The sequence below is a fragment of the Paracoccus sp. J55 genome (assembly GCF_000513975.1).
Taxonomy (GTDB): Bacteria; Pseudomonadota; Alphaproteobacteria; order Rhodobacterales; family Rhodobacteraceae; genus Paracoccus.
Window position 1 is genome coordinate 16,081 of record NZ_AZVA01000009.1, and the last position, 24,579, is coordinate 40,659.

Annotated in this window: 24 protein-coding genes; 12 read left to right on the forward strand and 12 right to left on the reverse strand. The window is 69.3% G+C overall.

Going from position 1 to position 24,579, the window contains the following annotated elements; genetic code table 11:
- Positions 1-66 precede the first annotated feature (66 nt).
- Together PARJ55_RS0110345 and PARJ55_RS0110350 are read left to right on the forward strand one after the other, a co-directional pair.
- Entirely contained in the window at positions 67-540 is a 474-nt protein-coding gene (locus tag PARJ55_RS0110345) for a carboxymuconolactone decarboxylase family protein (protein WP_028712971.1), read from the forward strand.
- Positions 530-1,411, forward strand: coding sequence for a sigma-70 family RNA polymerase sigma factor (locus PARJ55_RS0110350; RefSeq protein ID WP_028712972.1), 882 nt, complete (start codon positions 530-532; stop codon positions 1,409-1,411). The genes PARJ55_RS0110345 and PARJ55_RS0110350 overlap by 11 nt, the downstream gene beginning before the upstream one ends.
- Here the strand turns inward: PARJ55_RS0110350 and PARJ55_RS0110355 are convergent.
- From PARJ55_RS0110355 to PARJ55_RS0110375, 5 genes are read right to left on the reverse strand one after another with little or no spacing between them, the layout of a single operon-like run.
- On the reverse strand, positions 1,390-2,349 hold the full coding sequence (locus tag PARJ55_RS0110355; RefSeq protein WP_024843906.1) for an ABC transporter substrate-binding protein: 960 nt from the start codon (positions 2,347-2,349) through the stop codon (positions 1,390-1,392). The genes PARJ55_RS0110350 and PARJ55_RS0110355 overlap by 22 nt on opposite strands.
- 18 nt (positions 2,350-2,367) lie before the next feature.
- On the reverse strand, positions 2,368-3,336 hold the full coding sequence (locus tag PARJ55_RS0110360) for an ABC transporter permease (RefSeq protein WP_028712973.1): 969 nt from the start codon (positions 3,334-3,336) through the stop codon (positions 2,368-2,370).
- The gene (locus PARJ55_RS0110365) at positions 3,333-4,817 is read right to left on the reverse strand and encodes a sugar ABC transporter ATP-binding protein (protein ID WP_028712974.1); all 1,485 of its coding nucleotides are present in this window, start codon (positions 4,815-4,817) and stop codon (positions 3,333-3,335) included. The genes PARJ55_RS0110360 and PARJ55_RS0110365 overlap by 4 nt, the downstream gene beginning before the upstream one ends.
- A complete protein-coding gene (locus PARJ55_RS0110370) occupies positions 4,814-5,908 on the reverse strand; it encodes a Gfo/Idh/MocA family protein (RefSeq protein WP_028712975.1) in 1,095 nt (364 codons plus the stop codon). The genes PARJ55_RS0110365 and PARJ55_RS0110370 overlap by 4 nt, the downstream gene beginning before the upstream one ends.
- Positions 5,905-6,957, reverse strand: coding sequence for a sugar phosphate isomerase/epimerase (locus tag PARJ55_RS0110375; protein WP_028712976.1), 1,053 nt, complete (start codon positions 6,955-6,957; stop codon positions 5,905-5,907). The genes PARJ55_RS0110370 and PARJ55_RS0110375 overlap by 4 nt, the downstream gene beginning before the upstream one ends.
- A 96-nt stretch (positions 6,958-7,053) precedes the next feature.
- Here PARJ55_RS0110375 and PARJ55_RS0110380 point away from each other — a divergent pair, with 96 nt between their 5' ends.
- Positions 7,054-8,064 (forward strand): LacI family DNA-binding transcriptional regulator, encoded by a 1,011-nt coding sequence (locus PARJ55_RS0110380; RefSeq protein ID WP_028712977.1) that lies wholly within the window; start codon positions 7,054-7,056, stop codon positions 8,062-8,064.
- 52 nt (positions 8,065-8,116) lie between these two features.
- Here PARJ55_RS0110380 and PARJ55_RS0110385 read toward each other — a convergent pair whose 3' ends face one another.
- On the reverse strand, positions 8,117-9,484 hold the full coding sequence (locus tag PARJ55_RS0110385) for a dicarboxylate/amino acid:cation symporter (protein ID WP_028712978.1): 1,368 nt from the start codon (positions 9,482-9,484) through the stop codon (positions 8,117-8,119).
- A gap of 204 nt (positions 9,485-9,688) precedes the next feature.
- On the opposite strand from PARJ55_RS0110385, the gene PARJ55_RS0110390 reads away from it, so the two are divergent.
- Together PARJ55_RS0110390 and PARJ55_RS0110395 are read left to right on the forward strand one after the other, a co-directional pair.
- Positions 9,689-11,374, forward strand: a complete 1,686-nt coding sequence (locus PARJ55_RS0110390; protein ID WP_028712979.1) for an ATP-binding protein — start codon at positions 9,689-9,691, stop codon at positions 11,372-11,374.
- Positions 11,371-12,717 carry a sigma-54 dependent transcriptional regulator gene (locus PARJ55_RS0110395; protein WP_028712980.1) on the forward strand — a complete coding sequence of 449 codons (1,347 nt, stop codon included), beginning with the start codon at positions 11,371-11,373 and terminating at the stop codon, positions 12,715-12,717. Before PARJ55_RS0110390 ends, PARJ55_RS0110395 begins: the two co-directional genes overlap by 4 nt.
- On the opposite strand, the gene PARJ55_RS0110400 is transcribed toward PARJ55_RS0110395, so the two are convergent.
- Positions 12,714-13,730, reverse strand: coding sequence for a GSU2403 family nucleotidyltransferase fold protein (locus PARJ55_RS0110400; RefSeq protein WP_028712981.1), 1,017 nt, complete (start codon positions 13,728-13,730; stop codon positions 12,714-12,716). The genes PARJ55_RS0110395 and PARJ55_RS0110400 overlap by 4 nt on opposite strands.
- 136 nt (positions 13,731-13,866) lie before the next feature.
- Positions 13,867-14,580 carry an adenosylcobinamide amidohydrolase gene (locus PARJ55_RS21875; protein ID WP_051416238.1) on the reverse strand — a complete coding sequence of 238 codons (714 nt, stop codon included), beginning with the start codon at positions 14,578-14,580 and terminating at the stop codon, positions 13,867-13,869.
- A gap of 127 nt (positions 14,581-14,707) precedes the next feature.
- Between PARJ55_RS21875 and PARJ55_RS0110410 the strand changes: the two genes are divergently transcribed.
- The 4 genes from PARJ55_RS0110410 to PARJ55_RS0110425 all read left to right on the forward strand — a co-directional run bounded on the left by PARJ55_RS0110410 (position 14,708) and on the right by PARJ55_RS0110425 (position 17,725).
- The gene (locus PARJ55_RS0110410; RefSeq protein WP_028712982.1) at positions 14,708-15,022 is read left to right on the forward strand and encodes a ribbon-helix-helix domain-containing protein; all 315 of its coding nucleotides are present in this window, start codon (positions 14,708-14,710) and stop codon (positions 15,020-15,022) included.
- A 121-nt stretch (positions 15,023-15,143) separates the two neighbouring features.
- Positions 15,144-15,539 (forward strand): VOC family protein, encoded by a 396-nt coding sequence (locus tag PARJ55_RS0110415; RefSeq protein ID WP_028712983.1) that lies wholly within the window; start codon positions 15,144-15,146, stop codon positions 15,537-15,539.
- 50 nt (positions 15,540-15,589) lie between these two features.
- Entirely contained in the window at positions 15,590-16,132 is a 543-nt protein-coding gene (locus tag PARJ55_RS0110420; RefSeq protein WP_028712984.1) for a twin-arginine translocation pathway signal, read from the forward strand.
- A gap of 12 nt (positions 16,133-16,144) precedes the next feature.
- Positions 16,145-17,725: a GMC family oxidoreductase gene (locus PARJ55_RS0110425; protein WP_028712985.1), complete on the forward strand. Its 1,581-nt coding sequence runs from the start codon at positions 16,145-16,147 to the stop codon at positions 17,723-17,725.
- A gap of 57 nt (positions 17,726-17,782) precedes the next feature.
- On the opposite strand, the gene minE is transcribed toward PARJ55_RS0110425, so the two are convergent.
- The 4 genes from minE to PARJ55_RS0110445 form a co-directional block, all read right to left on the reverse strand.
- Positions 17,783-18,061, reverse strand: coding sequence for a cell division topological specificity factor MinE (gene minE / locus PARJ55_RS0110430; protein WP_028712986.1), 279 nt, complete (start codon positions 18,059-18,061; stop codon positions 17,783-17,785).
- Between the two features lie 2 nt (positions 18,062-18,063).
- Positions 18,064-18,885 carry a septum site-determining protein MinD gene (minD, locus tag PARJ55_RS0110435; RefSeq protein ID WP_084637825.1) on the reverse strand — a complete coding sequence of 274 codons (822 nt, stop codon included), beginning with the start codon at positions 18,883-18,885 and terminating at the stop codon, positions 18,064-18,066.
- Positions 18,886-18,908: 23 nt separating this feature from the next.
- Complete coding sequence (minC, locus tag PARJ55_RS0110440) at positions 18,909-19,667, reverse strand: septum site-determining protein MinC (protein WP_028712988.1); 759 nt, start codon at positions 19,665-19,667, stop codon at positions 18,909-18,911.
- A 205-nt stretch (positions 19,668-19,872) separates the two neighbouring features.
- Positions 19,873-21,156: a solute carrier family 23 protein gene (locus PARJ55_RS0110445; RefSeq protein WP_028712989.1), complete on the reverse strand. Its 1,284-nt coding sequence runs from the start codon at positions 21,154-21,156 to the stop codon at positions 19,873-19,875.
- 256 nt (positions 21,157-21,412) lie between these two features.
- Between PARJ55_RS0110445 and PARJ55_RS0110450 the strand changes: the two genes are divergently transcribed.
- From PARJ55_RS0110450 to ssuD, 3 genes are read left to right on the forward strand one after another with little or no spacing between them, the layout of a single operon-like run.
- Complete coding sequence (locus PARJ55_RS0110450) at positions 21,413-21,976, forward strand: NAD(P)H-dependent oxidoreductase (RefSeq protein ID WP_036697619.1); 564 nt, start codon at positions 21,413-21,415, stop codon at positions 21,974-21,976.
- A gap of 15 nt (positions 21,977-21,991) precedes the next feature.
- Entirely contained in the window at positions 21,992-23,449 is a 1,458-nt protein-coding gene (locus PARJ55_RS0110455) for an LLM class flavin-dependent oxidoreductase (RefSeq protein WP_028712991.1), read from the forward strand.
- Positions 23,446-24,573: an FMNH2-dependent alkanesulfonate monooxygenase gene (gene ssuD / locus PARJ55_RS0110460; RefSeq protein WP_028712992.1), complete on the forward strand. Its 1,128-nt coding sequence runs from the start codon at positions 23,446-23,448 to the stop codon at positions 24,571-24,573. The genes PARJ55_RS0110455 and ssuD overlap by 4 nt, the downstream gene beginning before the upstream one ends.
- The last annotated feature ends 6 nt before the right edge of the window (positions 24,574-24,579 follow it).

Below are 24,579 nucleotides of genomic sequence, written 5' to 3' on the forward strand. Positions count from 1 at the left end.
TGCGGAGGGATGTCACATTTCCGGGCGCTGCCTCGTCAAGTCGGTGCAACAGAACGGAGCAACCCGATGACACCCCGCATGACCGATCATTTCGACCGCACCAGGACCGGCTATCGCGCGCTGACAGGCTTCGAGGCCGCGCTGCAGGCCGGACCGCTGGAGCCGAAACTGCTGCATCTGGTCAAGCTGCGCGCCTCGCAGATCAATGGCTGCGCCTTCTGCATCCAGATGCACACGGCCGAGGCGTTGCAGGACGGCGAGACCCATCTGCGCCTGCACATGGTCGCCGGCTGGCGCGACAGCCCGCTGTTTTCCGACCGCGAGCGCGCCGCGCTGGCCTGGACCGAGGCGCTGACGCTGATCGCCCAGACCGGGGCGCCGGACGCGGATTGGCAGGCGGTCGAGGCGGCCTTTTCCCCGGACGAGCGCGCCTGGCTGACACTGGCCATCGGCGCGATCAACCTGTGGAACCGCGTGCAGGTCGGCTTGCGTGCCCGCCATGCGATGGGCCTGCCGGCGGAACGGGCCGATGCGGCCTGACCGCGCCACGCAAACCTTTCAGGCGCAGCGGCCCCGGCTGCTGCGCCTGGCCTATCGCATGCTCGGCAGCCATGCCGAGGCCGAGGACATCCTGCAGGAGGCCTGGCTGCGCTGGGACCGCAGCGACCGGACGGCGATCGCCGAGCCGGCGGCATGGCTGACGCGGGTGGTCTCGCGCCTGTGCCTCGACCAGATGAAATCCGCCCGCGCCCGGCGCGAGTCCTATCCCGGCACCTGGCTGCCCGAGCCGCTGATCGAGCCCCAGGACGACAGCCTGCGCGCCGACAACCTGACGCTGACCCTGATGATGGCGCTGGAGCGGCTGACGCCGCTGGAACGCGCCGCCTTCCTGCTGCACGACGTCTTTGGCGAAAGGCTGGACGAGGTCGCGGAAACCATCGGCCGCAGCCCGGCCGCGACGCGGCAGCTGGCCGCACGGGCCCGCGCGCATGTGCGCGTCGACCGGCCCCGCCATGCCGTTCCGAAAGAGACCGGCGAGGCGCTGGCCCGCGCCTTCTTCGAGGCTTGCCGGCAAGGCGATCCGGCGGTGCTGGGCCGGATCCTTGCCCGCGACGTGCGGATCTATTCCGACGGCGGCGGCAAGGTGGTGGCCTTCCTCAACGTGATCGCGGGGGCCGAGCGCGTCGCCCGGCTCTATGCCGGGCTGGCGCGCAAGCCCGGCCCCCCGCCCGAGTTCTTGGGCGCCGTCACCATCGACGGCCTGCCCGGCTTTCTCAGCCGCGTCGGCGGCCATCTGCAGACCACCGCCCTGCAGATCGAGGAAGGCCGCGTCGCCGCCATCTTCATCACCCGCAACCCCGACAAGCTGGCGGGGCTGCGGCCGGCCGTTCAGAACGGGCTGTCGGGATAGTAGAACTGCTCGGCGTTCTCGGGGGTGATGAGCTGGCTGCTGATGATGAAGCGCCCGGTCATCGGCGCATTCGACACGAAGTTCAGCGCCGTCATCTCGATGGCCGAGGAGATCAGCGCCGGCGGATAGGTCACGTTCACCGGCAGCTGCTTATCGCCCTCCATGATGCGCTTGACGATTTCCTTCATGCCGGCGCCGCCGATCACCCACATCTCGTCCTGCCGGTTCGCGGCCGAGATCGCTTCGAGCACGCCGATGGCCATGTCGTCGTCGGCCGCCCAGACCGCATCGATCTGCGGATATTTCGCCAGATAGTCCTGCATCACCGCAAAGGCGTCGTCGCGGTTCCAGTTGCCGTGCTGCATGTCGAGGATCTCGACCTCGGACCCCTCCAGCGCCGCCCGGAACGCATCGACGCGCTCGTTGTCCAGCGTGGTCGGGATGCCGCGCAGCACCACGACCTTGGCGCCGGGCTCAAGGTTCTCCTTGAAATATTCCCCCGCGACGCGGCCGAAGGCGGTGTTGTCGCCGGCGACGTAAAGATCCTCGATCCCCTCCTGGCTCAGCCCGCGATCCACCACGGTCACGAACTTGCCCGCATCCTTGACCGCCTTGACCGGCGCGGTCAGCGGCTCGGATTCGAAGGGCAGCACCACCAGCGCGTCGATGTTGCGCGTGGCCATCATGTCCTCGATGTCGTTGACCTGCTTGGCCGGGTCGCCGGCGGTGGAGAGCACGAATTCAAGGTTGGGATAGGCGGCACCCAGCCGCTTGATCGTGTCCTGCGCGTGCCAGTTCAGCCCGCCCATGAACCCATGCGTGGCGGACGGGATCGACACGCCGATGATCTTCTTCTCGGCCTCCTGCGCGACGGCAGGGGCGGCGATCCCCATCGCCGCCATCAGGGCCGCGGCTTTCATCAGGCTTCTGCGTTTCATTTGTTGCTTCCTCCCCAGTCACCGCTCCTCGGCGGTGCGTTTTTCCCGCTGCAAGACGACAGCAAGAACGATGATGACCCCCTGGATCGCCCCGTTCAGATAGGGGCTGACCAGATCGGCCAGATTCAGGATGTTGTCGATCAGCGACAGGATCAGCACACCGACCACCGTGCCCCAGACCCGGCCGCGCCCGCCCTTCAGCGCGGTGCCGCCGATGATGACGGCGGCGATGGCCTCAAGCTCCCACAGAACCCCGGTCGAGCCCGAGGCCGAGCCGAGCCGCGGCACGTAAAGCACCACCGCCAGCCCGACCAGCACGCCCAAAAGCACATAGGTCAGAAGCCGCATCCGGTTCACGTCGATGGCCGAATAGCGCGCGACCCGGTCGTTCGAGCCGATGGCCTCGACATGGCGGCCGAAGCGGGAATGGCGCATGGTCCATTCGCCAAGGACCGCGACGATGGCAAAGACGATGATCGGCCAGGTGATCCAGCCGATCCCGCTGTAATAGACCGGCCGGTAAAGCGTGCGCAGCCCGTAATCCAGCGACAGCGTGCCGCCATCGGCCAGCCACGTGACCAGCGAGCGGAAGATGCCCATGGTGCCCAGCGTGACGATGAAGGGCTCGATCCGCGCCTTGGTGACCAGCGCGCCGTTCAGGTATCCGGCGGCGACGCCGCCAAGGATCGCCACGCCCATGCCGATCAGGACCGTTCCCCAGTTCAGGCCGGTCGTCGGCAGGGCGGCGTTCATGGCGATGATGGCGATGCCGGCCAGAAAGGCGGCCATGGACCCCACCGACAGGTCCAGCCCGCCCGCGGTGATGACGAAGGTCATGCCGACCGCGATCAGCCCGATGAAGGCCGAGCGCGCCAGCACATTGGTGATGTTCGCCGGCGCCAGGAAGGCGCTGTTCAGCGCCGCGCCCAGGATCACCAGGGCGACCAAAGCGACAAGCGGGCCAAGGGTATGCAGGTCGATCTTCATGCGGCTTCTCCGGTCACGCCCATGGCAAGGCGGACGATGCGGTCCTCGGTCATGTCCTCTCCGGCCAGTTCGCCGGCCAGCCGCCCCTCGCGCATCACCAGCACGCGGTCGGCCAGGCCGATCACCTCGGTCATCTCGCTGCTGATGACGATCAGGCTGCGGCCTTCGGCGGCAAGCTTGCGGATGAAGGCATAGATCTGCCGCTTGGTGCCCACGTCGATGCCGCGCGTCGGCTCGTCGATGAGAATGATTCGAGGATCAGGAAGCATCACCTTGGCCAGCAACAGTTTCTGCTGGTTTCCTCCCGACAGCTTTCCGGCCGGCATGTCGCGGCGCGGGGCGCGGATGTCGAATTCCCGCGTCGCGCTGTCCAGCGCGGCATCCTCGGCCTTGGTGTCCAGCCGCCAGCCGCCGAAGCGTTCCAGCGTCGCCAGCGTCAGGTTCTCGCGCAGCCCCTTGTCGAGCAGCAGCCCCGCCTCCTTGCGGTCCTCGGTCAGATAGGCGAGGCCGGCGGAAAAGGCGTCGCGCAGGCTGCGGATGGCGACGGGCCGGCCCTCGACCCGGATCTCGCCGGTCGAGGGACGCAGCCCGACCAGCCCCTCGGCCAGTTCGGTGCGGCCGGACCCGACAAGGCCGGCGATGCCCAGCACCTCGCCCCGGCGCAGGGTGAAGCCGACGTCGCGGACCCGGCCCGGCACGGTCAGGCCCCGGACCTCCAGCGCAGGCGCGTCGCCCGGCTGGCCCTTGGGCGGGTAGAAATCCTGCAATTCGCGGCCGACCATGGCGGTGGCCATGCCGTCCTCGGTCAGCTCGCCGCGCAGCGCCTGGCGCACCACGCGGCCGTCGCGCAGCACGGTGATGCGGTCGGCCAGATGCGCCACCTCGTCCAGCCGGTGCGAGCAGTAAAGGATCGCCACCCCCTCGGCCCGCAGCCGGTCGATCTGGGCGTAAAGCGCACCGACCTCGCGATGGGTCAAGACGGCGCTGGGTTCGTCCATGATGAGGACGCGGGCCTTGCGCGACAGGGCCTTGGCGATCTCGACCATCTGGCGGTCGGGCACCGACAGGTCGCGGATGCGCGCCTCGGGGTCGATGCGGGTGTCCAGCCGCTTGAGCAGCGCGGCGGTCGCGTCCCGCATGGCGGCATGGTCCAGCCGCCAGCCGCCGATCTCGCGGCCCAGGAACACATTCGCTGCCACCGTAAGGTCGGAGGCGAGGTTGAATTCCTGGTGGATGACCACGATGCCCTGCGCCTCGGCCTCGGGCCCGCTGGCGAACCGGAGGGGCTGGCCGTCCAGCAGGATCTGGCCCGATGTCGGGTCCAGGAACCCGCCCAGGATCTTCATGATCGTGGACTTGCCGGCACCGTTCTCGCCGATCAGGGCATGGACCTCGCCCGGTTCCAGCGCCAGATCGACCCCGTGCAGCACTTCGATCGGGCCGAAGCGTTTCGAGACGTTGTCGAGCGCCAGCACGGTCATGGCCCGACCTCGATCCAGGTGCCGCCGCGCGCCGAGGAAGCCTGAGCGGCAGCGATGAACGCCATGCCGGACAGCCCGGCCTCCAGACCCGGCACGCGATCCAGCAAGCTGGAATCTCCTCGAATAATACTCGCTATATCCCGGTAAATATTTGCAAAACCTTCAAGATACCCCTCGGGATGTCCCGGCGGGGTGCGCGACGAGGCGCTGCGGTCCTGCGCCCGGGTCAGGATGCGGGCCGGGCCGTCCTTGGGCGACAGGATCAGCCGCTCGGGCTCGGGCAGGCGCCATTCCAGCGCCGCCTTGGTGCCAAAGACCCGCAGCGACAGCCCGTTCTCCTGCCCCACGGCGACCTGGCTGACCCAGATGCCGCCCTTGGCGCCCGAGGCATAGCGCAGCGCGATCCGCGCATCGTCATCGACCGCGCGGCCCGGCACCATGCTGGACAGATCGGCCGACAGGGAGGCGGGTGTCTGGCCGGTCACGAATTGCGCCAATTGCCAGGCATGGGTGCCGATATCGCCGATGGCCCCGGCCCCGGCGCGGGCGGGGTCGGTGCGCCATTCCGCCTGCTTGCCCTCGGCGCGGTCGGCGAGCCAGCCTTGCAGATATTCGGCCTGCACCAGCCGGATCTCCCCCAGCGCGCCCTCGGCCACCAGCGCGCGGGCCTCGCGCACCATGGGCATGGCGCAATAGTTGTGGGTCAGGAAGAACCGCGCGCCGCTGGCCCGCGCTGCCTCGGCGATCTCGCGCGCCTGCTCGGGCGTCGCGGCCAGCGGCTTGTCGCAGATCACATGGATGCCCGCGCGCAGGAAGGCCGCAGCGGGGGCGGCGTGCAGGTGGTTCGGAGTGACGATGCTGACCGCCTCGATCCCGTCCTCGCGCGCCGCCTCGGCCCGCGCCATCTCGGCGAAGTCGCCATAGCCGCGGATGCCCAGTTCGGCGGCGCTGGCCGCGGCACGCGCGGGGTCCGAGGACAGCGCCCCCGCGACCAGCACAAACCGCCCGTCCATGCGCGCCGCGATGCGATGGATGGCGCCGATGAAGGCGCCGCTGCCGCCGCCGACCATGCCCAGGCGAACCGGTCTCATAGCCCCAGCGCCCTGTCGATGGCCGCTCGGTCGACGCGGCTGGCGGCGAAATCGTCGAAGGCGTGCGGCGTGACCCGGATGATGTGGTCGCGCACGAAACGCGCACCCTCGCGCGCGCCGTCCTCGGGATGCTTCAGCGCGCATTCCCATTCGACCACCGCCCAGCCGTCGAAACCGTATTGCGTCAGTTTCGAGAATACCGCGCCGAAATCCACCTGACCGTCGCCGGGACTGCGGAAGCGGCCCGCGCGTTCGGCCCAACCCTGATAGCCGCCATAGACCCCCTGCCGGCCGGTCGGGCGGAATTCGGCATCCTTGATGTGGAACATGCGGATGCGGTCGTGATAGATGTCGATGTTCTGAAGGTAATCAAGCTGTTGCAGGAGATAGTGCGAAGGATCGTAAAGCATGTTCGCCCGGCGGTGCCCGTCCACGCGGTCAAGGAACATCTCGAATGTCACGCCGTCATGCAGATCCTCGCCCGGATGGATCTCATAGCAGAGATCCACCCCGTGCTCTTCGGCCAGGTCCAGCAGCGGGCGCCAGCGCGCGGCCAGCGTGTCGAAGGCGGCCTCGACCAGCCCCGGCGCGCGTTGCGGCCAGGGGTAAAGATAGGGCCAGGCCAGGGCCCCCGAAAACGTCGCCATCCGGTCCAGCCCCAGCAGCCGGCTGACGCGGATCGCGCGGGCGACCTGATCGACCGCCCATTCCTGCCGCGCGCCGGGATTGCCGCGCAGGGCGGGCGGCGCAAAGGCGTCGAAACCGGCGTCATAGGCCGGATGCACGGCGACAAGCTGGCCTTGCAGATGGGTGGAAAGCTCGGTCACCTCGACGCCGTTCTGCCGGGCGATGCCCAGGAATTCGTCGCGATAGTCCTGCGAGTCCCCGGCACGCTTCAGATCCAGGATGCGCGGGTCGCCGGTCGGCACCTGCACGCCCCGATAGCCGCAATCGGCGGCCCAGCGGGTGATGCCGTCCCAGCTGTCGAAGGGCGCCGTCTCGCCGATGAACTGCGCCAGGAACAGCGCCGGTCCCTTGATGGTCCGCATGGTTTCCCTCTCTCCCCCAGGGTCAGGCTGCACTGGTCTGCAATCGATTGCAACATTTTCTTGCGCCGCCCCTCGCGGCGCGCGTAACCTTGGGCGATGGAAAGCCGGACCCCGCCCGGACGGGCCAGATTGTCGGATGTCGCGCAGCGCGCGGGCGTGTCGGCCTCGACCGTCAGCCGGGTGCTGTCCAATCCGGGGGTGGTGGCGAAGGCCACGCGCGAGGCGGTGATGCAGGCCGTGGCCGAGACCGGCTATCGCATGAACCACGCCGCGCGGAACCTGCGCAAGCAGCGGACCGGCTGCGTCGTGGCGCTGGTGCCCAATCTGGGCAATCCGTTCTTTGCCAAGATCCTGGACGGCATGGGCCGCGAACTGGCCGGGGCCGGCTATGACCTGCTGGTCGCCGACACGCTGGAGGATAGCGGGCGGTATAGGCGGCTGGACCGGTTCCTCGACCCCTCGCGGGCGGACGGGATCATCCTGCTGGACGGGCTGGCGCCCTTTGGCGACCTGGCGGGGCGGGCGGACCTGCCGCCGGTGGTCACGGCCTGCGAATGGATCGAGGGCGCGGACCTGCCCCGGGTCATGCTGGACAATCGCGAGGGCGGGCGGCTGGCCGTGGCGCATCTGCGTGCGCTTGGCCACGCGCATATCGGCCTGATCGGCGGCCCGCCCGGCAACGTGCTGCACAAGGCCCGGCGCGAGGGCGCGATGGAGGCGGCGGGCGATGCGCGGATCACCGAATTTCCCGGCGACTTCACCCTGCAATCGGGGCAGCAGGCGGCGCTGGCCTGGCAGGCCCTGCCGGTCTCGGACCGCCCGACCGGCATTTTCGCCTTTTCCGACGAGATGGCCTGCGCCTTCATGTCGGGCCTTCAGCGCGCCGGGCATCATGTGCCGCGCGATGTCTCGATCGTCGGCTTCGACGATATCGAGCTGGTGTCCCACCTGGCCCCGGCGCTGACCACGATCCGCCAGCCCAAGCGCGAGATCGGCCGCAAGGCGGCGCGGATCGTGCTGGACCGCATCGCCGGGCGCGACATCCCGGCCGTGACGCTGCTGGCGCCGCTGATGATGGCGCGCGAGACGACGGCGCCGCCGCCCTGAACGGAAAAAGGGGCGCCCCTGCGGACGCCCCCTTGCTGCGATATGGGCCGGTTCAGTCGGCGCTGGCCTCGTTCAGGCGCAGCCCGGCCGGGGCGCCGTGCAGGTCGTGGATCGGCGCGGCCTCGCCCCCGGCCTCGCCGGCCAGCACGCGGTCGAACTGCTCGCGGTCCAGCGCGCCTTCCCAGCGGCTGACGACGACCGTGGCCACCGCATTGCCGATGAAGTTGGTGATCGAGCGGCATTCCGACATGAAGCGGTCCACGCCCAGGATCAGCGCCATGCCGGCGACCGGCACCGTGGGCACCACCGACAGCGTCGCGGCCAGGGTGATGAAGCCCGCCCCGGTGACGCCCGCCGCGCCCTTCGACGACAGCATGGCGACCAGCAGCAGCAGGATCTGCTGTTGCAGCGTCAGGTCGGTATTGGTGGCCTGGGCGATGAACAGCGCCGCCAGCGTCATGTAGATATTGGTGCCGTCCAGATTGAAGCTGTAGCCGGTCGGCACGACCAGCCCGACCACGGAACGCTTGCAGCCGGCCTTCTCCATCTTCTCCATCAGCGAGGGCAGCGCCGATTCCGAGGACGAGGTGCCCAGCACCAGCAGGATCTCGGCCTTGAGATAGGAGATCAGCCGGAAGATCGAGAAGCCGTTGAGCATGCAGACCGTGCCCAGGATCACGATGACGAACAGGGCCGAGGTCAGGTAGAAGGTGCCGACCAGCGTCGCCAGGTTCACCACCGAGGCGATGCCGTATTTGCCGATGGTGAAGGCGAAGGCGCCGAAGGCGCCGATGGGCGCGGCCTTCATCAGGATGTCCACCATGCGGAACACGGCATGGCTGATCGCCTCGAACAGCGCCACGACCGGCTTGCCCTTGTCGCCGATCAGGATCAGGCCGATGCCGAACAGGATGGCGATGAACAGCACCTGCAGGATGTTGCCCTCGACGAAGGCCGAGGTCATCGTGGACGGGATGATGTCCATGACAAAGCCGGTCAGCGAGGATTCATGCGCCTTGGCGGCGTAATCCGAGACCTTGCTGGCATCCAGCGTCGCCGGGTCGATATTCATGCCGGCGCCGGGGCGGATGACATTGGCAGTGACCAGCCCGACGATCAGCGCCAGGGTCGAGAAGGTCAGGAAATAGCCGAAGGCCTTGCCGACGACCGAGCCCACGCCCTTCAGCGTGCCCATCCCGGCCAGCCCGGTGACGATGGTCAGGAAGATGACGGGCGCGATGATCATCTTGACCAGCTTGATGAAGGCATCGCCCAGGGGCTTCAGCGCCTCGCCGGTCTCGGGATAGAAATGCCCGATCAGCGCGCCGGCGACGATGGCGCAAAGAACCTGGAAATAAAGATGCCTGTAAAAGGGCCGCGCTGCGTGAGCGACCGGCTCGGCCGTGGTGTCGATGTGCATGGGGCCTCCTCCGACCTGCGTATGACGACGATGTGACGGCCATGATAAATTCCCGGGCCCGGGCGCCCAAAAACCCGGCGCATGACAGCAATGCGTTGTAATCATGGCTTTTTGTCGCGCATTACCGGTCAAATCCGTGTGGTTTTCCACACAGGGCGGATCTGCTAGTGTGGAAATCCGCACAAGCGCAGCGCAAAGGAAACCATGGCCGCCACCATCGATTCGCAAGGCGAGGGCCGCCGCCTCACTCCGGGCCGGCTGCTGGTCGCGGCTGCCGTGGCGCTGGCGCTGCTGGGACTTTTGGCGCTGACCTTCCGCATCGCGCATGAAAGCGCCGCCCGGGCCCTGACCGAGCGGCTGGCGGTCAGCGCGCAGAGCCGGGTGCAGACGCTGGAAAGCGTGCTGGCCAAGCAGCGGGCCGTGGCCACGGTGCTGTCCGACGACGCCGCCGTGCGCCAGGCGCTGGCCCAGCCGTCGCAGGCCAATGTCTCGCGCGTGTCGGAAAAGCTGGAACGGTTGCAGGAACAGACCAGCAGCGCGGTGATCTATCTGCTGAATCGCGACGGCGTGGCGATCGCCGCCTCGAACTGGCACGATCCCGACAGTTTCGTCGGTTCGGATTACAGTTTCCGCAGCTATTTCAGCGAGGCCCTGCTGCAGGGCGAGGCGACGCAATTCGCGCTTGGCACGGTCAGCAGGCGGCCGGGGCTTTATCTGTCGCATGACGTGCCCGTCGGGGACGCGCCGCTGGGCGTCATCGTGGTGAAGGTGGAATTCGACGCCATGGAGCAGGGCTGGGCCCGGGCGGCCGAGACCACGCTGGTCAGCGACGCCGCCGGGCAGGTGATCCTGGCAAGTGCCCCCGGGCTGCGCTTCGCGCCGCTGCCGCCGGCCGCGGCCGGACAGGTCTCGGCCCGGCGCGAGGTGCCGGGGGCGGGCTGGGTGCTGTGGGTCCGCGCCTCTTCGGCCGAGGCGGCGCGGGCGGCGCTGCTGGCGGCGGGGACGGTCGGCTTCCTGTTCACGCTGCTGCTGGGCGGCGGGCTCTGGGGGTTGCGCGCCCGCACCCGCGCCGCCCGCCGCGCCGAGACCGAGCGCCGCTATCGCGCCGATCTGGAACGGGCGGTCGAGGCGCGCACCCGCGATCTGTCCGACGAGATGCGCGAGCGCCGCGCCGCCGAACAGCGCCTGGCGCAGCTGCAGGGCGAGATGGTGCAGGCCAACAAGCTGGCGACGCTGGGCCAGATCACCGCCGGCGTCGCGCATGAGGTGAACACGCCCCTGGCCACCATCCGCCTGCTGGCCGAGAACGGCCGCCATATGCTGCCCGAGGGCGCGCCCGATCTGGATCGCAACCTGGGCCAGATCCTGCGCATGACCGACCGCATCGCCCAGATCACCACCGAGCTGCGCGGCTTTGCCCGCAAGGCCACGGGCGAGCTGGGCCCGGTTCCGCTGAAGGACGCGCTGGACGCGGCGCTGCTTCTGACCGCCAGCCGGCGCCGGGCGCAGGACATCCGGCTGATCCTGCCCGAGATCCCGCCCGACCTGCGGGTCATGGCCGAGACGGTGCGGCTGGAGCAGATCCTCGTCAACCTGATCCAGAACGCGCAGGAGGCGCTGGAGGGCCGGGCCGACCCGGAAATCCGCCTTACCCTGCAAGAGGACGGGCCGGTGCTGCGGCTCAGCGTCTCGGACAACGGCCCGGGCCTTTCGCCGGGGATCGCCGCCGGGCTTTTCACCCCCTTCGCCACCAGCAAGCCCGAGGGGCTGGGCCTTGGGCTGGTGATCTCGCAAGAGATCGCGCGGGATTTCGGCGGCAGCCTCGCGGCCGAGCCGCCGCGCGCCGGCGAAGGCGCGACCTTCCATCTCGACCTGCCGAAAGCCGCATGACCGACGCACCCGCCCCCGACGCCCGCCTTGTCCGCCTTGTCGATGACGATCCCGACCTTCTGGAGGCGCAGCTGCAGGCGCTGCAATTGGCCGGGTTCCGCGCCGAAACCTTCACCGACCCGGCCGAGGCGCTTGGCGGCCTTGGCCCCGACTGGCCGGGCGTGGTGCTGTCGGATGTGCGCATGCCGGGCATGGACGGCTTCCAGCTGTTCGAGCGCATCCATGCGCTGGACCCCGACCTGCCGGTGATCCTGCTGACCGGGCACGGCGACGTGCCGATGGCGGTCGCCGCGCTGAAGCAGGGCGTCTACGACTTCCTGACCAAGCCGGTCGGCGGCGGCACGCTGGCGGCGGCGCTGGCGCGGGCGGCCTCCAGCCGGGCGCTGGTGCTCGAAAACCGCGCGCTGCGCCGCCAGCAACAGGACAGCGCCGCGCGCGAGACCCGGCTGGTCGGGCAAAGCCCCTTCATGCAGCATCTGCGCGAGACCGTCGCCCGGGTGGCCGAGACCGGCGGCGACGTGCTGATCCTCGGCCCCGGCGGCTCGGGCAAGGAAACCGTGGCGCGCGCCATCCATCGCCAAAGCCCGCGCCGCGCCCGCGCCTTCGTCCATGTCGCCTGCGCCGCGCTGGACGAGGCGCGCTTCGAGACCGAGATGCTGGGCGCCGAGCCGCAGGGCCGCGCCCCCCGCGTCCCCGGACGGCTGGAGGCCGCCCATCGCGGCACGCTGTATCTGGACGAGATCGACGCGCTGGCCCCGGCCCTGCAGGCCCGCCTGCTGGCGCTGATCGAGGCGCGCGAGATCCAGCCGCCCGGCAGTGCCGCGCCCCGGCCGCTGGACCTGCGCGTCATCGCCTCAAGCCGCGCCGACCTGGAACGGCTGATGCAGGAGGGGGCGTTTCGCAGCGACCTTTATTACCGGCTCTCGGGCGTGACCCTGACCCTGCCGCCGCTGGCCGAGCGGCGCGAGGACATTCCCGCGCTGTTTAGGCATTTCCTGCTGGCGGCGGCGGCGCGGCTGAACCTGCCGGTGGCGCCGGTCACCGGCGCGGTCAAGGCGCGGCTGGCCGGCCATGGCTGGCCCGGCAACCTGCGCGAATTGCAGCAATTCGCCGAAAGCCATGCGCTGGGACTGACGCCCTTCGATCCGCCGCAGGAGGGCGGGGAGGCGCCGGGCCTTGCCGATCTGGTCGCGGAATACGAGGCCGGGCTGATCCGCGAGGCGCTGCGGCTGGCCCAAGGCAATGCGACCCAGGCCATGACCCGGCTGCGCCTGCCGCGCAAGACCTTCTACGACAAGCTGGCGCGCCACGGCATCAAGCCCGCCGATTTCCGCCCCGGCTAAAGCGCCTGCAGCCGGTCGCGCAGATGCGGCATCCGCGCCAGCGTCGCGGCCAGCCGCGCACGCCAGGACGGGCCCTGCCCCATCGCCGTCTCATAGGCGTCGCGCAGGTCCTCGGGGCGTTCCTCGGCCAGCGCCTCGATCAGGAACTCGGCCTGCGCGCGGTCCTTGCGCGCCTTCAGCGCATCGGGCCCCTCGCGCCGGCGGTCGGCGACGATCAGCTTGTGGATGGCGTAACGCTCGGGCCGCGGCACCTGGATCAGGAAGCCGGCGCGGTAAAGCAGCGGCACCCGGATCGGCTGGGCGATCAGGAAGTTCAGGTAATGCAGGCTCTGCGCCGAGACGCCAAGCGCCGGCAGGTCGCGCAGCCCCTCGGTGCCGTCGAAACAGGGGGTCAGGAACTCGACCAGCGTCTGCTGCTCGCCCTGGCGCCAGCGCCAGACCCGCTGCCCTTCGAGCGAGGGCAAGGGGTCGAAGCGCAGGTCGCGGAACACCTCGGCCAGCGGCTCGGTCACCTGGTCCCCCAGCACCAGCGACAGCCGCTCGAAACTGGCGATGTCGATGTCGTCGGTCATTGCGGTCTGGTCGAAGCCGATGCGGATGCCCAGCTCGCCCTCGTAGCAGCGGAACGCTTGGGTGCCGACCAGCGTGCCGCCCAGGCGGAACACCCCCGCCCGCGCCATGGCCGAGATCACCTGGCCCGAGCCGCGGTCGGTCATCAGGCAGCCCTCGGCCCGCAGGATGCGCATCAGCCGCGAGCGTTCGCGCTGGCTCTGCCGTTCGGCCTCGCGCAGCGCCTCCTGCCGGGCAAGACGGGCGCGCAGTTCCTCGCCGTCCTCGCCGATATAGCGGTCGACGGTCTTGTCGCCGATGCGGAAATGGTCGTACCAATAGCCCTTCTGCCCGACCTTCTTCAGCCGCGGCGTGCCGCGCAGCTCGCTGACCGCGGCATCCTTGAGATGCCGCAGCAGATCGGTCCAGGCCGCCACCGCCACCGCGGAAAGATGCTGTGCCATACCCCTACCCCACGGATTTTTTCCTGTGGGGCAGGATAGCGGAAGCGCCGCTACCCCACAATGAAATAATTGTGGGGTAAGTGGCTCCTCCGCAGAAGCCGGGCCGCGCCGCGCCCGAACGTCGCCGCGCAAACCGTCAGGGATCGGCGCAGCCGGGCGCCGGCTGCGGATGGCAAAGGTCCGGCGCGGTCGGGGGCGGGCGGCTGCCGTGCTCGGCCATCCAGGCCAGCGCCCCGGCCAGCACCGCATCGTGCACCGCGGCGCCGATCGCCTCGCCCAGGGCGGTGTGCAGCCCGGCGAAGGCCGTGCCGCCGGCATCGCAGGCCACAGCGATGCAATCGGTGCCGGTGCCGGTAGCGCGCCCGGTCGGCAGCTCGATTCCGGCGCTCAGGATGGCGGCGGTGCGGGCCTCGGCGACGATGCTCAGCGCCTCGATCATCGCGGCATCGGTCAGCCCCTCCTCGACTAGCAGGACGATGTTGATCGTGCCATGGCCGCGCGGCGGCACCATGCGGCGGCGGCCGACCCGCTCGGCATTGCCCAGCCCCACGGTGGCAAGGCAGGCCACCGGGCCGGCACAGGCCAGCCGGTGATGGCGCAGCGCGCGCGAGGTCATCATGCCCACCGCCCCGGCATGACCGATCCGCGCCATCTCGGCCGCCAGCCAGCGGGTCGCGTCCAGTTCGGGGCCCAGTTCGGCGTCGCGGACCTGGCGCAGCAGGATATGCCGCGCCGCCTCGAAGCCGGGGCGGTGCGGGGCAAAGGACAGAACCCGCCGCTGCCGCCCCAGATCGGCCAGAAGCCAGGGCGGGGTCAGCCTGACCCGCAAAGCCGTTCCTGCCGCCGTCATCCCGTCCCCCCGCCGCCGGTTCCGGCCCGGTTTGCGCCATCGCGCGGCGGCGATCAAGCGCGCGTAGCAAATGCCGCGGCGCGTGCTATGATCGGCCGAACCCGCCTGCCAGTCTGGGAACCATGTCATGTGTGAAGTCTTCTCGCGCCAGGACCCGCGCCGCTATCAGCCGGTGACCCGCAAGCTGCGGCTGAACGGGCAAAGCACCTCGATCCGGCTGGAACAGGCCTTCTGGGACATCATCGACGAGATCGCCGCCGGCGAGGGCATGGCCACGCCCGCCTTCCTGTCCACGCTGCAATCCGAGGTGCTGCAGCTGGGCGGCGAGCCGGTGAATTTCACCTCGCTCCTGCGCTGCGCCTGCCTGGTGCAGCTGGAGCTGCGCGGCCGCGGCGCGCAGGATTTCCGCAAGGCGGCGCAGCGGGTGGCGCAGGCGGCCTGATCCCCGCCCGGCCGGCGCCAAGGAAGAAAATGCCCGAAAAACCGCCACGTGGTAGCATGATGCTACCCGCAGGACCCCGGCGCTTCCGATACTGGTGCAAAGATCGGAAAAAGGGGTCCGCATGGCCAAGATGATTCATTCGATGATCCGCGTGACGGACGAGGCGCGCTCGCTGGCCTTCTACAAGGCGGCCTTCGGGCTGGAGCCGGTCGAGCGGCTGGATTTCGACAGCTTCACGCTGGTCTATCTGGCCAATGCCGAAAGCACGTTCGAGCTGGAGCTGACCATCAACAAGGGCCGCGAGCAGCCCTATGAGCTGGGCGACGGCTACGGCCATCTGGCCGTCTCGGTCGAGGATGTCGCGGCCGAGCACCGGCGGCTGACCGATCTGGGTCTGGCCCCGCGCAAGCTGGTGGATTTCGCCCCCGGCGGCGAGGTCATCGCCCGCTTTTTCTTCATCAAGGACCCGGACGGATACGAGATCGAGGTGCTGCAGCGCGCAGGCCGTTACCTCTAGGCAGGCAGCCCGCCGGGAGGGGCGGGCCAACCAACTCAGGGAGGAGTGAGATGACTGTCACCCACATATCCCCCTCTGGCAGCGATGTCAGGGGGCTGACCCGGCGCGGCCTGCTGGCGCGCGCCATGGCGGCGGGGGCGACCTTCGTGGTCGGCTCGGGCTTCGTCGCCGCCCGCGATGCGGCCTGGGCGGTCGAGACCGCGGCGCTGAAGCCCGAGACCATGGCGGTGCTGATCCAGATGGCCCGCGACATCTATCCGCATGACCGCATCGCGGACCGCTTCTATGCCATCGCCGTCAAGGCGCATGACAATCCCGAACAGGCGCAGATGATCGAGGAGGGCGTGGCCGGGCTGAACCTCGTCGCGCAGGCGCAGGGCTTCGACGGCTACCTGGCCGCGGGCTGGGAAAAGGACCGCGTCGCCATGCTGCGCCTGATCGAGCACACGCCCTTTTTCCAGACCGTGCGCGCCGGGCTGGTGACCGGGCTCTACAACCAGAAAGAGGTCTGGCCGGTCTTCGGCTACGAGGGCGAAAGCTTCTCGCAGGGCGGCTATATCGAGCGCGGCTTCAACGACATCGACTGGCTGTGAGGGGAGGCGGACATGGCTGACAATGTGGCGAAATTCGGGCATGACGACGCCTCGGTCGTGGTCGTGATCGGCACCGGCTCGGGCGGCGGCGTGCTGGCCAACGAGCTGGCGCAAAGGGGCGTCAAGGTCGTGGCGCTGGAGGCGGGCGGGCGCTACCTGCCCGAGGATTACATCAACGACGAATGGGACAGCTTCGCACAGCTGAGCTGGGGCGACATGCGCACCACCTCGGGCGACTGGCGGGTGGCGCGGGACTTCGCCAACCTGCCGGCCTGGATCGTCAAGGCGGTCGGCGGCACCTCGATCCACTGGGCCGGGGCCTCGCTGCGCTTTCAGGAACACGAGTTCAAGGCGCTGTCGACCTATGGCCCGGTCGACGGCGCGAACCTGCTGGACTGGCCGATCACCCTGGCCGAGCTGGAACCCTATTACGATCTGGCCGAGAAGAAGCTGGGCGTGACCCGCACCAACGACCTGCCCGGCCTGCCGGGGAACAACAACTACCTGGTGCTTGAAAAGGGCGCCAAGGCCGCGGGCTACAGCAAGGTCTCGACCGGGCGCATGGCGATCAATTCGGTCGAGAACGACGACCGCATGGCCTGCCAGCAGACCGGCTTCTGCTTCCAGGGCTGCAAATGGGGCGCGAAATGGTCGGCGGCCTATACCGACATCCCGCGCGGCGAGGCGACCGGCAATCTGGAAGTGCGCGACCATAGCCACGCCACCCGCATCGAGCATGACGAGGACGGCAAGGTCACCGGCGTGCGCTATATCGACAGGGACGGAACCGAGCAGTTCCAGCGCGCCCGCATCGTCGCGCTGGCCGGCAATTCCATCGAAAGCCCGCGGCTGCTGCTGGCCTCGGCCTCGGACCGCTTCCCGGACGGGCTGGCGAACAGTTCGGGCCAGGTCGGCCGCAACTACACGCGCCACACCACCGGCTCGGTCTATGCGATCTTCGAGCGCCCGGTGCGGATGTGGCGCGGCACCACCATGGCCGGCATCGTGCAGGACGAGGCGCATCACGACCCCTCGCGCGGCTTCGTCGGCGGCTATGAACTGGAGACTCTGGCCCTGGGCATCCCCTTCATGGCGGCCTTCATGGACCCCGGCGGCTGGGGGCGTGAGTTCACCACGGCGCTGGACAGCTACGAGAACATGGCCGGCCTGTGGATCGTGGGCGAGGACTTGCCGCAAGAGACGAACCGCATCACCCTGAACCGCAGCGAAAAGGACCGTTTCGGCCTGCCGGTGCCGAACGTGCATTACGACGACCATCCCAACGACATCGCCATGCGCAACCATGCCTATGCCGCGGGCGAGCGGATCTATCGCGCGGCCGGGGCGACGCGCATCCTGCCGACGCCGCCCTACCCGTCCACGCATAACCTCGGCACCAACCGCATGTCGGACAATCCGCGCGACGGGGTGGTGAACAAATGGGGCCAGGCGCATGACGTCCCGAACCTGTTCGTGTCGGACGGTTCGGTCTTCACCACCTCGGCGGCCGAGAATCCGACGCTGACCATCGTCGCGCTGGCGATCCGCCAGGCCGAGCATATCGCCGCCGAGATGGAGAAAGGCGCGCTTTGACCAAGAAGCGGCCCGCCCTTGCCCGGGCGGGCCGTCCGTGCGGGGACGGGCGCGGCCCTAGCTGGCCGTCCGCGCCTTCAGCTGTTTGGCATAGGGCAGCTCGATGTTGATCTCCAGGCTCGACAGATCGTCGCTGCGCTCCAGCTTGACATCCACGGCGTCGCTGTCGATCTCCATGTGCCTGCGCACCACTTCCAGGATGTCGCGCTGCAGCAGGGGCAGGAAATCCGGATTGGACCCACCGCTGGAACGCTCATGCGCAAGCAGGATCTGCAGGCGCTCCTTGGCGGTCTGCGCCGAACTGGGCTTTCGCTGGCGGAATGAGAAACCGAACATGGTCAGGCCGTCCGTCCCAGAAGCCGCTGGAAGAAGCCGCGGCGCTGCTCGCCGGGGTTCACCCGCATCTCGATCTGCTCGCCGACCAGCCGGCCGACGGCGTCCATATAGGCCTTGCCGGCCGGCGATTTCTCGTCCAGCGACACCGGCGTGCCCTCGTTCGAAGCCTTCAGCACCGAGGTGCTTTCCGGGATGATGCCCAGCAGCGGGATGGCCAGGATCTCCAGCACGTCCTGCACGCTCATCATCTCGCCGCTGGCCGAGCGGTTCTGGTCGAAGCGGGTCAGCAGCAGCTGCGCCTTGACCGCGCTGCCGTCGCCCTTTTCGGCCAGCGCCGTCTTGCTGTTCAACAGCCCCAGCACCCGGTCGCTGTCGCGGACCGAGGAAACCTCGGGGTTGGTCACCACCACCGCCTCGTCGGCGAAATACATCGCCAGATGCGCGCCGCGCTCGATCCCGGCGGGGCTGTCGCAGACGATATAGTCGAAATCCTCGCGCAGCTCGTCCAGCACCTTCTTGACGCCCTCTTGCGTCAGCGCGTCCTTGTCGCGGGTCTGCGAGGTCGGCAGGACATGCAGGTTCTCAAGCCGGCGGTCCTTGATCAGCGCCTGCTTCAGCTTGGCATCGCCCTGGATGACGTTGATGAAATCGAAGACCACGCGCCGCTCGCAGCCCATGATCATGTCCAGGTTGCGCAGGCCCACGTCGAAGTCGATGACGACCGTCTTGTGGCCGCGCATGGCCAGCCCCGCGCCGATGGCCGCCGAGGAGGTGGTCTTGCCGACGCCGCCCTTGCCAGAGGTGACTACGATAACCTTGCTCACGAGCGTTTCCTTTCGATCATGGGTCATGTGAGGGACTCGATGCGCAGCACCTCGCCCTGAAGATAGACCTGCACATGCTGCCGCGGCGTGTCGGGCCCCAGATTCTCGCTGGTGCGGTAGAGGCCGGCGATGGCCAGCAGCTCGGCATCCAGCGCATGGCAGAAGATCCGCGCCGAGGCATCGCCATGCACCCCGGCCAGCGCCCGGCCGCGCAGCCGGCCGTAGATATGGATGTTGCCCGCCGCGATCACCTCGGCCCCCGAGCCGACCGAGCCCACGACGATCAGGTCGCCGCGATCGGCAAAGACCGTCTGGCCCGAGCGCACCGGCTGGGTGACCATGCGGTTCGCGGGCTCCTTCGCCGCCGGGGCCGGGGCGGGGTCGCGCACGGGTTCGGGGCGGCTGCCCTGGCGCGAGACGCGCTCCAGCGCGATGTCGCGGCCGCCGGGCAACGAGATCAGCCCGGCCTCGGCCGCCGCCCGGGCCTGCGCGGCCGTGCCGCTCTGGACGCCAAAGACCGACAGCTTGCGCCGGCGCAGCTCGGCGGTCAGCTGAATCAGCTCGGCGGCGCTGTCCAGCCCCTGGGCCTGTTCCAGGTCCACCACCAGGGGCGCGTTGTCGAAGAACAGCGGCGTCTGGTTCAGCCGTGCCTCCAGCGCCTCGAAGAAGGCCCGGTCCGGCCGGCCGGTCAGATGCAGCGCGATGGCCGTGAAGGTGCGGCCGCGGATCTGTAAAGGCTTCACGGTCGCGACGGTCTGGGCCGCGCTTTTGCCGGATTGCATCACTGTGCTCGGTTCTGCTCTGTTCTTGCGTGTGACGCGGGCGGGCGCGCCCGCGCTTTTGCCGGTCTTCCTAATACGTCCGGGCGCCAGCGTCCATTGGCAACTGGCGCCGCGCGCGGATTCAGCGGAACCATGCCGGCGCAAAAGGCGAATTTGCGCAGGAATCCGTCGCCCGCGCCGGCCGCTGGGCGCGGGCGGGCGCGAATCAGCCCTCGGCCCGGCGGCGGATGCCCAGCAGCTGGTAAAGCAGCAGCGCCGCGAAGGTCGAGGTGCCGATGCCCCCCAGCGCGAAGCTGCCGATGGTGACGGTGAAGTCGCCGGCGCCGAAGATCAGCGCCACGCCCACCGTGAACAGGTTGCGCGGATCCGAGAAATCGACCCGGTTGTCCACCCAGATCCGCGCCATGGCCGAGGCGATCAGGCCGAAGACGCAGACCGCAAGCCCGGCCAGCACCGGCGCCGGGATGGTCTGCAGGATGGCGCCGAATTTTGGCGACAGGCCCAGCAGGATCGCGATGGCGGCCGCCATGGGAAAGATCAGCGTCGAATAGACCCGGGTCATCGCCATCACGCCGATATTCTCGGCATAGGTGGTGACGCCGGTGCCGCCGCCCGCGCCGGCCAGCATGGTGGCCAGCCCGTCGCCCAGAAAGCCCCGGCCGATATAGCGGTCCATGTTCTGCCCGGTGATCGCGCCCAGGGCCTTGATATGGCCCAGGTTCTCGGCCACCAGCACGATGGCGACCGGGGCGATCAGGGTGATCGCCGACCATTCGAAGCGCGGCGCGGTGAAATTCGGCACGCCGAACCAGGGCGCGGCGGCGACGGCGGCGAAATCGATGCCCGGCACCAGCCCCAGCCCGTTGCCGCAAACCAGGACCAGCCCATAGCCGAACAGCAGCGCGATCAGCACCGCGATCCTGCGCGTCGCCTGCCGGCCGTAGACCGAGACCAGCGCCATGCACAGCACCGTCGCCGCGGCGATGGCCAGATGCGCGTGGCTGCCGGTCAGCTGCCGGACCGCCACCGGCGCCAGGTTCAGGCCGATGGACATGCCGATGGCCCCGGTCACCGCCGGCGGCATCAGCCGCTCGACCCAGGCCGAGCCGATGGCCATGACGATCAGGCCGATCAGCGCATAGACGAGGCCGGCGGCGACGATGCCGCCAAGCGCCACGGCGATGTTGGGGTTCGCGCCCTGCCCGGCAAAGCCGGTCGCCGCCATGATGACCGCGATGAAGGCGAAGGACGAGCCCAGATAGCTGGGCACGCGCCCGCCGGTGACCAGGAAGAACAGCAGCGTGCCGATGCCGGAAAAGAACACCGCGACATTGGGGTCGAAACCCATGATCAGCGGCGCCAGAATGGTCGAGCCGGACATCGCCAGCAGGTGCTGCAGGCTCATCGGCAGGGCCTGGGCCAGCGGCAGCTTTTCATCGGGTAGCACCGTGGCGCCGGCGGCCGGGCGCCAGTCAGGAAAATAGCCCATCACGTCCCTCGGGGATTCGGTTGCGTGCCCAGGCTAATGCGGGGCTTTGCCGGAAAAGGCCAGTGGCAACCCTGCGTGATCCCGCCGCCCCCGCGACCGCCCCGCCCAGGGCCGCGGGCCGGGCGCGGAGGAACGATCTTCTCTGCCGGCCGGCCCCCGCGACAAGCCCCGTCTCCGGCGGCGCCCGAGTTTGGAATGGCCGGGCTGGGGGCGCGGGCCTATGTTTTCACTACCAACCAAGTCGTCTTTTAGGGAAATGCCCGTGCCTGGACCCCGTTTCGTCGCCTTCGCCGGCTCCTGGAGCCGCCCCTCGAAAACCCGCCTGCTGGTGGCCGAGGCCGCAGATCGCGCCGTCGCCCGTTTCGGCGGCAGCGCGCATGTCTTCGACATCGGCGATCTGGGGGCGGATTTCGGCACGCTGCGCCAGCCGCATGGTTCCGGGCTGCGCCCGCATCTGGACGCCTTTCTGCAGGCCGATGCGCTGATCGTCGCCAGCCCGGTCCACAAGGGCAGCTATACCGGATTGTTCAAGCATTTCATCGATCTGCTGGACCCGGCCGCATTGGCCGGCAAGCCGGTTCTGCTGGCGGCGACCGGCGGCGGCGACCGTCATGCGCTGGTGATCGAACACCAGCTCCGGCCGGTCTTCGGCTTTTTCGAGGCCCATACGCTGGCGACGGGGCTCTATGTCTCGTCCTCGGATTTCGACGGCGAGGCGCTGGCTTCCGGATCCGCCTCGCAGCGGCTGGATCGGGCGGTGGCGCAGTTCGCCGCGCATCTTCCCAGCCGGCAGGCGGCGCCCCTGCGCGCAGCGGGCTGAATTGTCGGGGCGATCATGACCATTCCAGCGAAAAAGCGCATCATCCTCAACGCCTTCGACATGACCTGCGTCGGCCATCAGGCGGCGGGGACGTGGCGGCATCCCTCCAGCCAGGCCTGGCGCTACAACGATCTGGAATACTGGACCAACCTCGCCGTCGAGCTTGAGCGCGGCTGCTTCGACACGCTGTTCATCGCCGATGTGGTCGGCGTCTACGACGTCTATCGCGGCTCGGCCGAGGCGGCGCTGCACGACGCGGCGCAGGTGCCGGTGAACGATCCGTTCGGGGCGATCTCGGCCATGGCGGCGGTGACGCGGGATCTCGGCTTCGGCATCACCGCAGCGGTGACCTTCGAGCATCCCTATCTGCTGGCGCGCCGGCTTTCGACGCTGGACCACCTGAGCAAGGGCCGGGTGGCCTGGAACGTGGTCTCCTCTTACCTGGACAGCGCCGCGAGGAATATCGGCATGGAGCGCCAGATCGCCCATGACGCCCGCTACGACCTGGCCGAGGAATACATGGAAGTCGCCTACAAGCTGTGGGAGGGCAGCTGGGAAGACGGCGCCGTCCTGCGCGACAAGGAAAGGGGCATCTTCACCGACGCGCGCAAGGTCCATCCGATCCGGCACGAGGGCGAGTATTTCAAGGTTCCCGGCTTCCATCTCTGCGAGCCCTCGCCGCAGCGCACGCCGGTGATCTTCCAGGCCGGGGCCAGTTCGCGCGGCCGGCAGTTCGCGGCGCGCCATGCCGAGGCCATGTTCGTGCTGGCGACCAGCCCCGGGACGGCGCGGAAGCTGACCGATGCCATCCGCGCCGAGGTGGCCGGGGCCGGACGCGAACCGGACAGCCTGAAGATCTTCGCCCTGCTGACCGTCGTCACCGGCCCGACCGACGAGGCCGCGCGGCGCAAGTATGAGGAATACCTGGATTATGCCAGCGCCGAGGGGGCGCTGGCGCTTTACGGCGGCTGGACCGGGCTGGACTTCTCGACGCTCGACCCCGACCAGCCGCTGGCGGCGGTGGAGAACGACAGCCTGCGCACCACGCTGGAATCGCTGGCGGCCGACGGCGAAGCCTGGACGGTGCGCGACGTGATCCGCAGGCGCTCGATCGGCGGGCTTGGCCCGGTGCTGGTCGGCGGGCCGCAGACCGTGGCCGACGCGCTGGAGAAATGGGTCGACGAGGGCGGCGTGGACGGGTTCAACCTGGCCTATGCCGTCACCCCGGCCTCGACCACGGATTTCATCGACTTCGTGGTGCCCGAGCTGCGCAAGCGCGGCCGGGCGCAGACGGAATACGCGCCCGGCACGCTGCGCGAAAAGCTGCTGGGCGACCCGGGCGGCCGGGTGCGCGACAGCCATCCCGCCGCACAATGGCGCCGGCACTACATCGGCCGCGAAAGCGTCGCCGATGCCAGCCGCCCCTCGGCATTCGAGGGAACGGACCCGCGTTACACGGAGGCTGCGGAATGACCACGCCGGAGGTTTTCTGGTTCCTGCCCAGTTCGGGCGACACGCGCTATCTGGGCATCTCGGATTTCGGCCGCGCGCCCAGCACCGCCTATCTGCGCGACATCGGCACCACGGTGGACCGGCTGGGCTATGACGGCATGCTGATCCCGACCGGGGCAAGCTGCCTCGATCCCTGGGTGGCGGCGGCGGCGCTGGCGCCCGTGACGCAGCGGGTCAAGCTGCTGGTGGCGCTGCGCACCTCGATCAGCGGCCCGACCGCCGCGGCGCGGCAGGCGGCCTCGCTGGACGAGGCGCTTGGCGGGCGGCTGCTGCTGAACGTGGTGCCGGGCGGCGACCCGCGCGAACTGGCCGCCGACGGCGCCTTCTTCAGCCATGACGGCCGCTATGAGAACGCCGAGGAGTTCCTGACGGTCTGGAAGCGGCTGATGCAGGGCGAAACGGTGGATTTCCACGGCAAGCACATCCGCGTCGAGGGGGCGAGGAACTTCCATCCCGGCCCGCAGGCACCCTATCCGCCGCTGTATTTCGGCGGCTCTTCCGAGGCGGCGCACGAGTTGGCCGGCAAGCATGTCGATGCCTATCTGACCTGGGGCGAGCCGCGCCCCGCCGTGGCCGCGAAGATCGCCGATGTGCGGGCCCGCGCCGCGAAACACGGCCGCAAGGTCCGCTTCGGCATCCGCCTGCACGCCATCGTGCGCGAGACCGAGGCCGAGGCCTGGACCGAGGCCGAGCGCCTGATCAGCCGCCTGACCGATGACGACATCGCCCGGGCGCAGGCGAATTACGCGACCATGGATTCGGTCGGGCAGCGCCGCATGGCCGCGCTGCACGGGGGGAGCCGCGACAAGCTGGAGATCGCGCCGAATCTCTGGGCCGGGGTCGGGCTGGTGCGTGGTGGCGCCGGCACGGCCCTGGTCGGCGACCCCGAGACGGTCGCGGCGCGGATGCGCGAATACCAGGAGCTGGGCATCGAGACCTTCATCATGTCCGGCTATCCGCATCTGGAAGAATCGATCCGCTTTGCCGAGCTGGTCTTCCCGCTGCTGGGCAAGCAGGCGGTGACGCTGCGCGGCAGCAGCCAGACCGGCGGCGCCTTCGACATTCGCGCCCGCGCCGCCTCCTGAGCAATG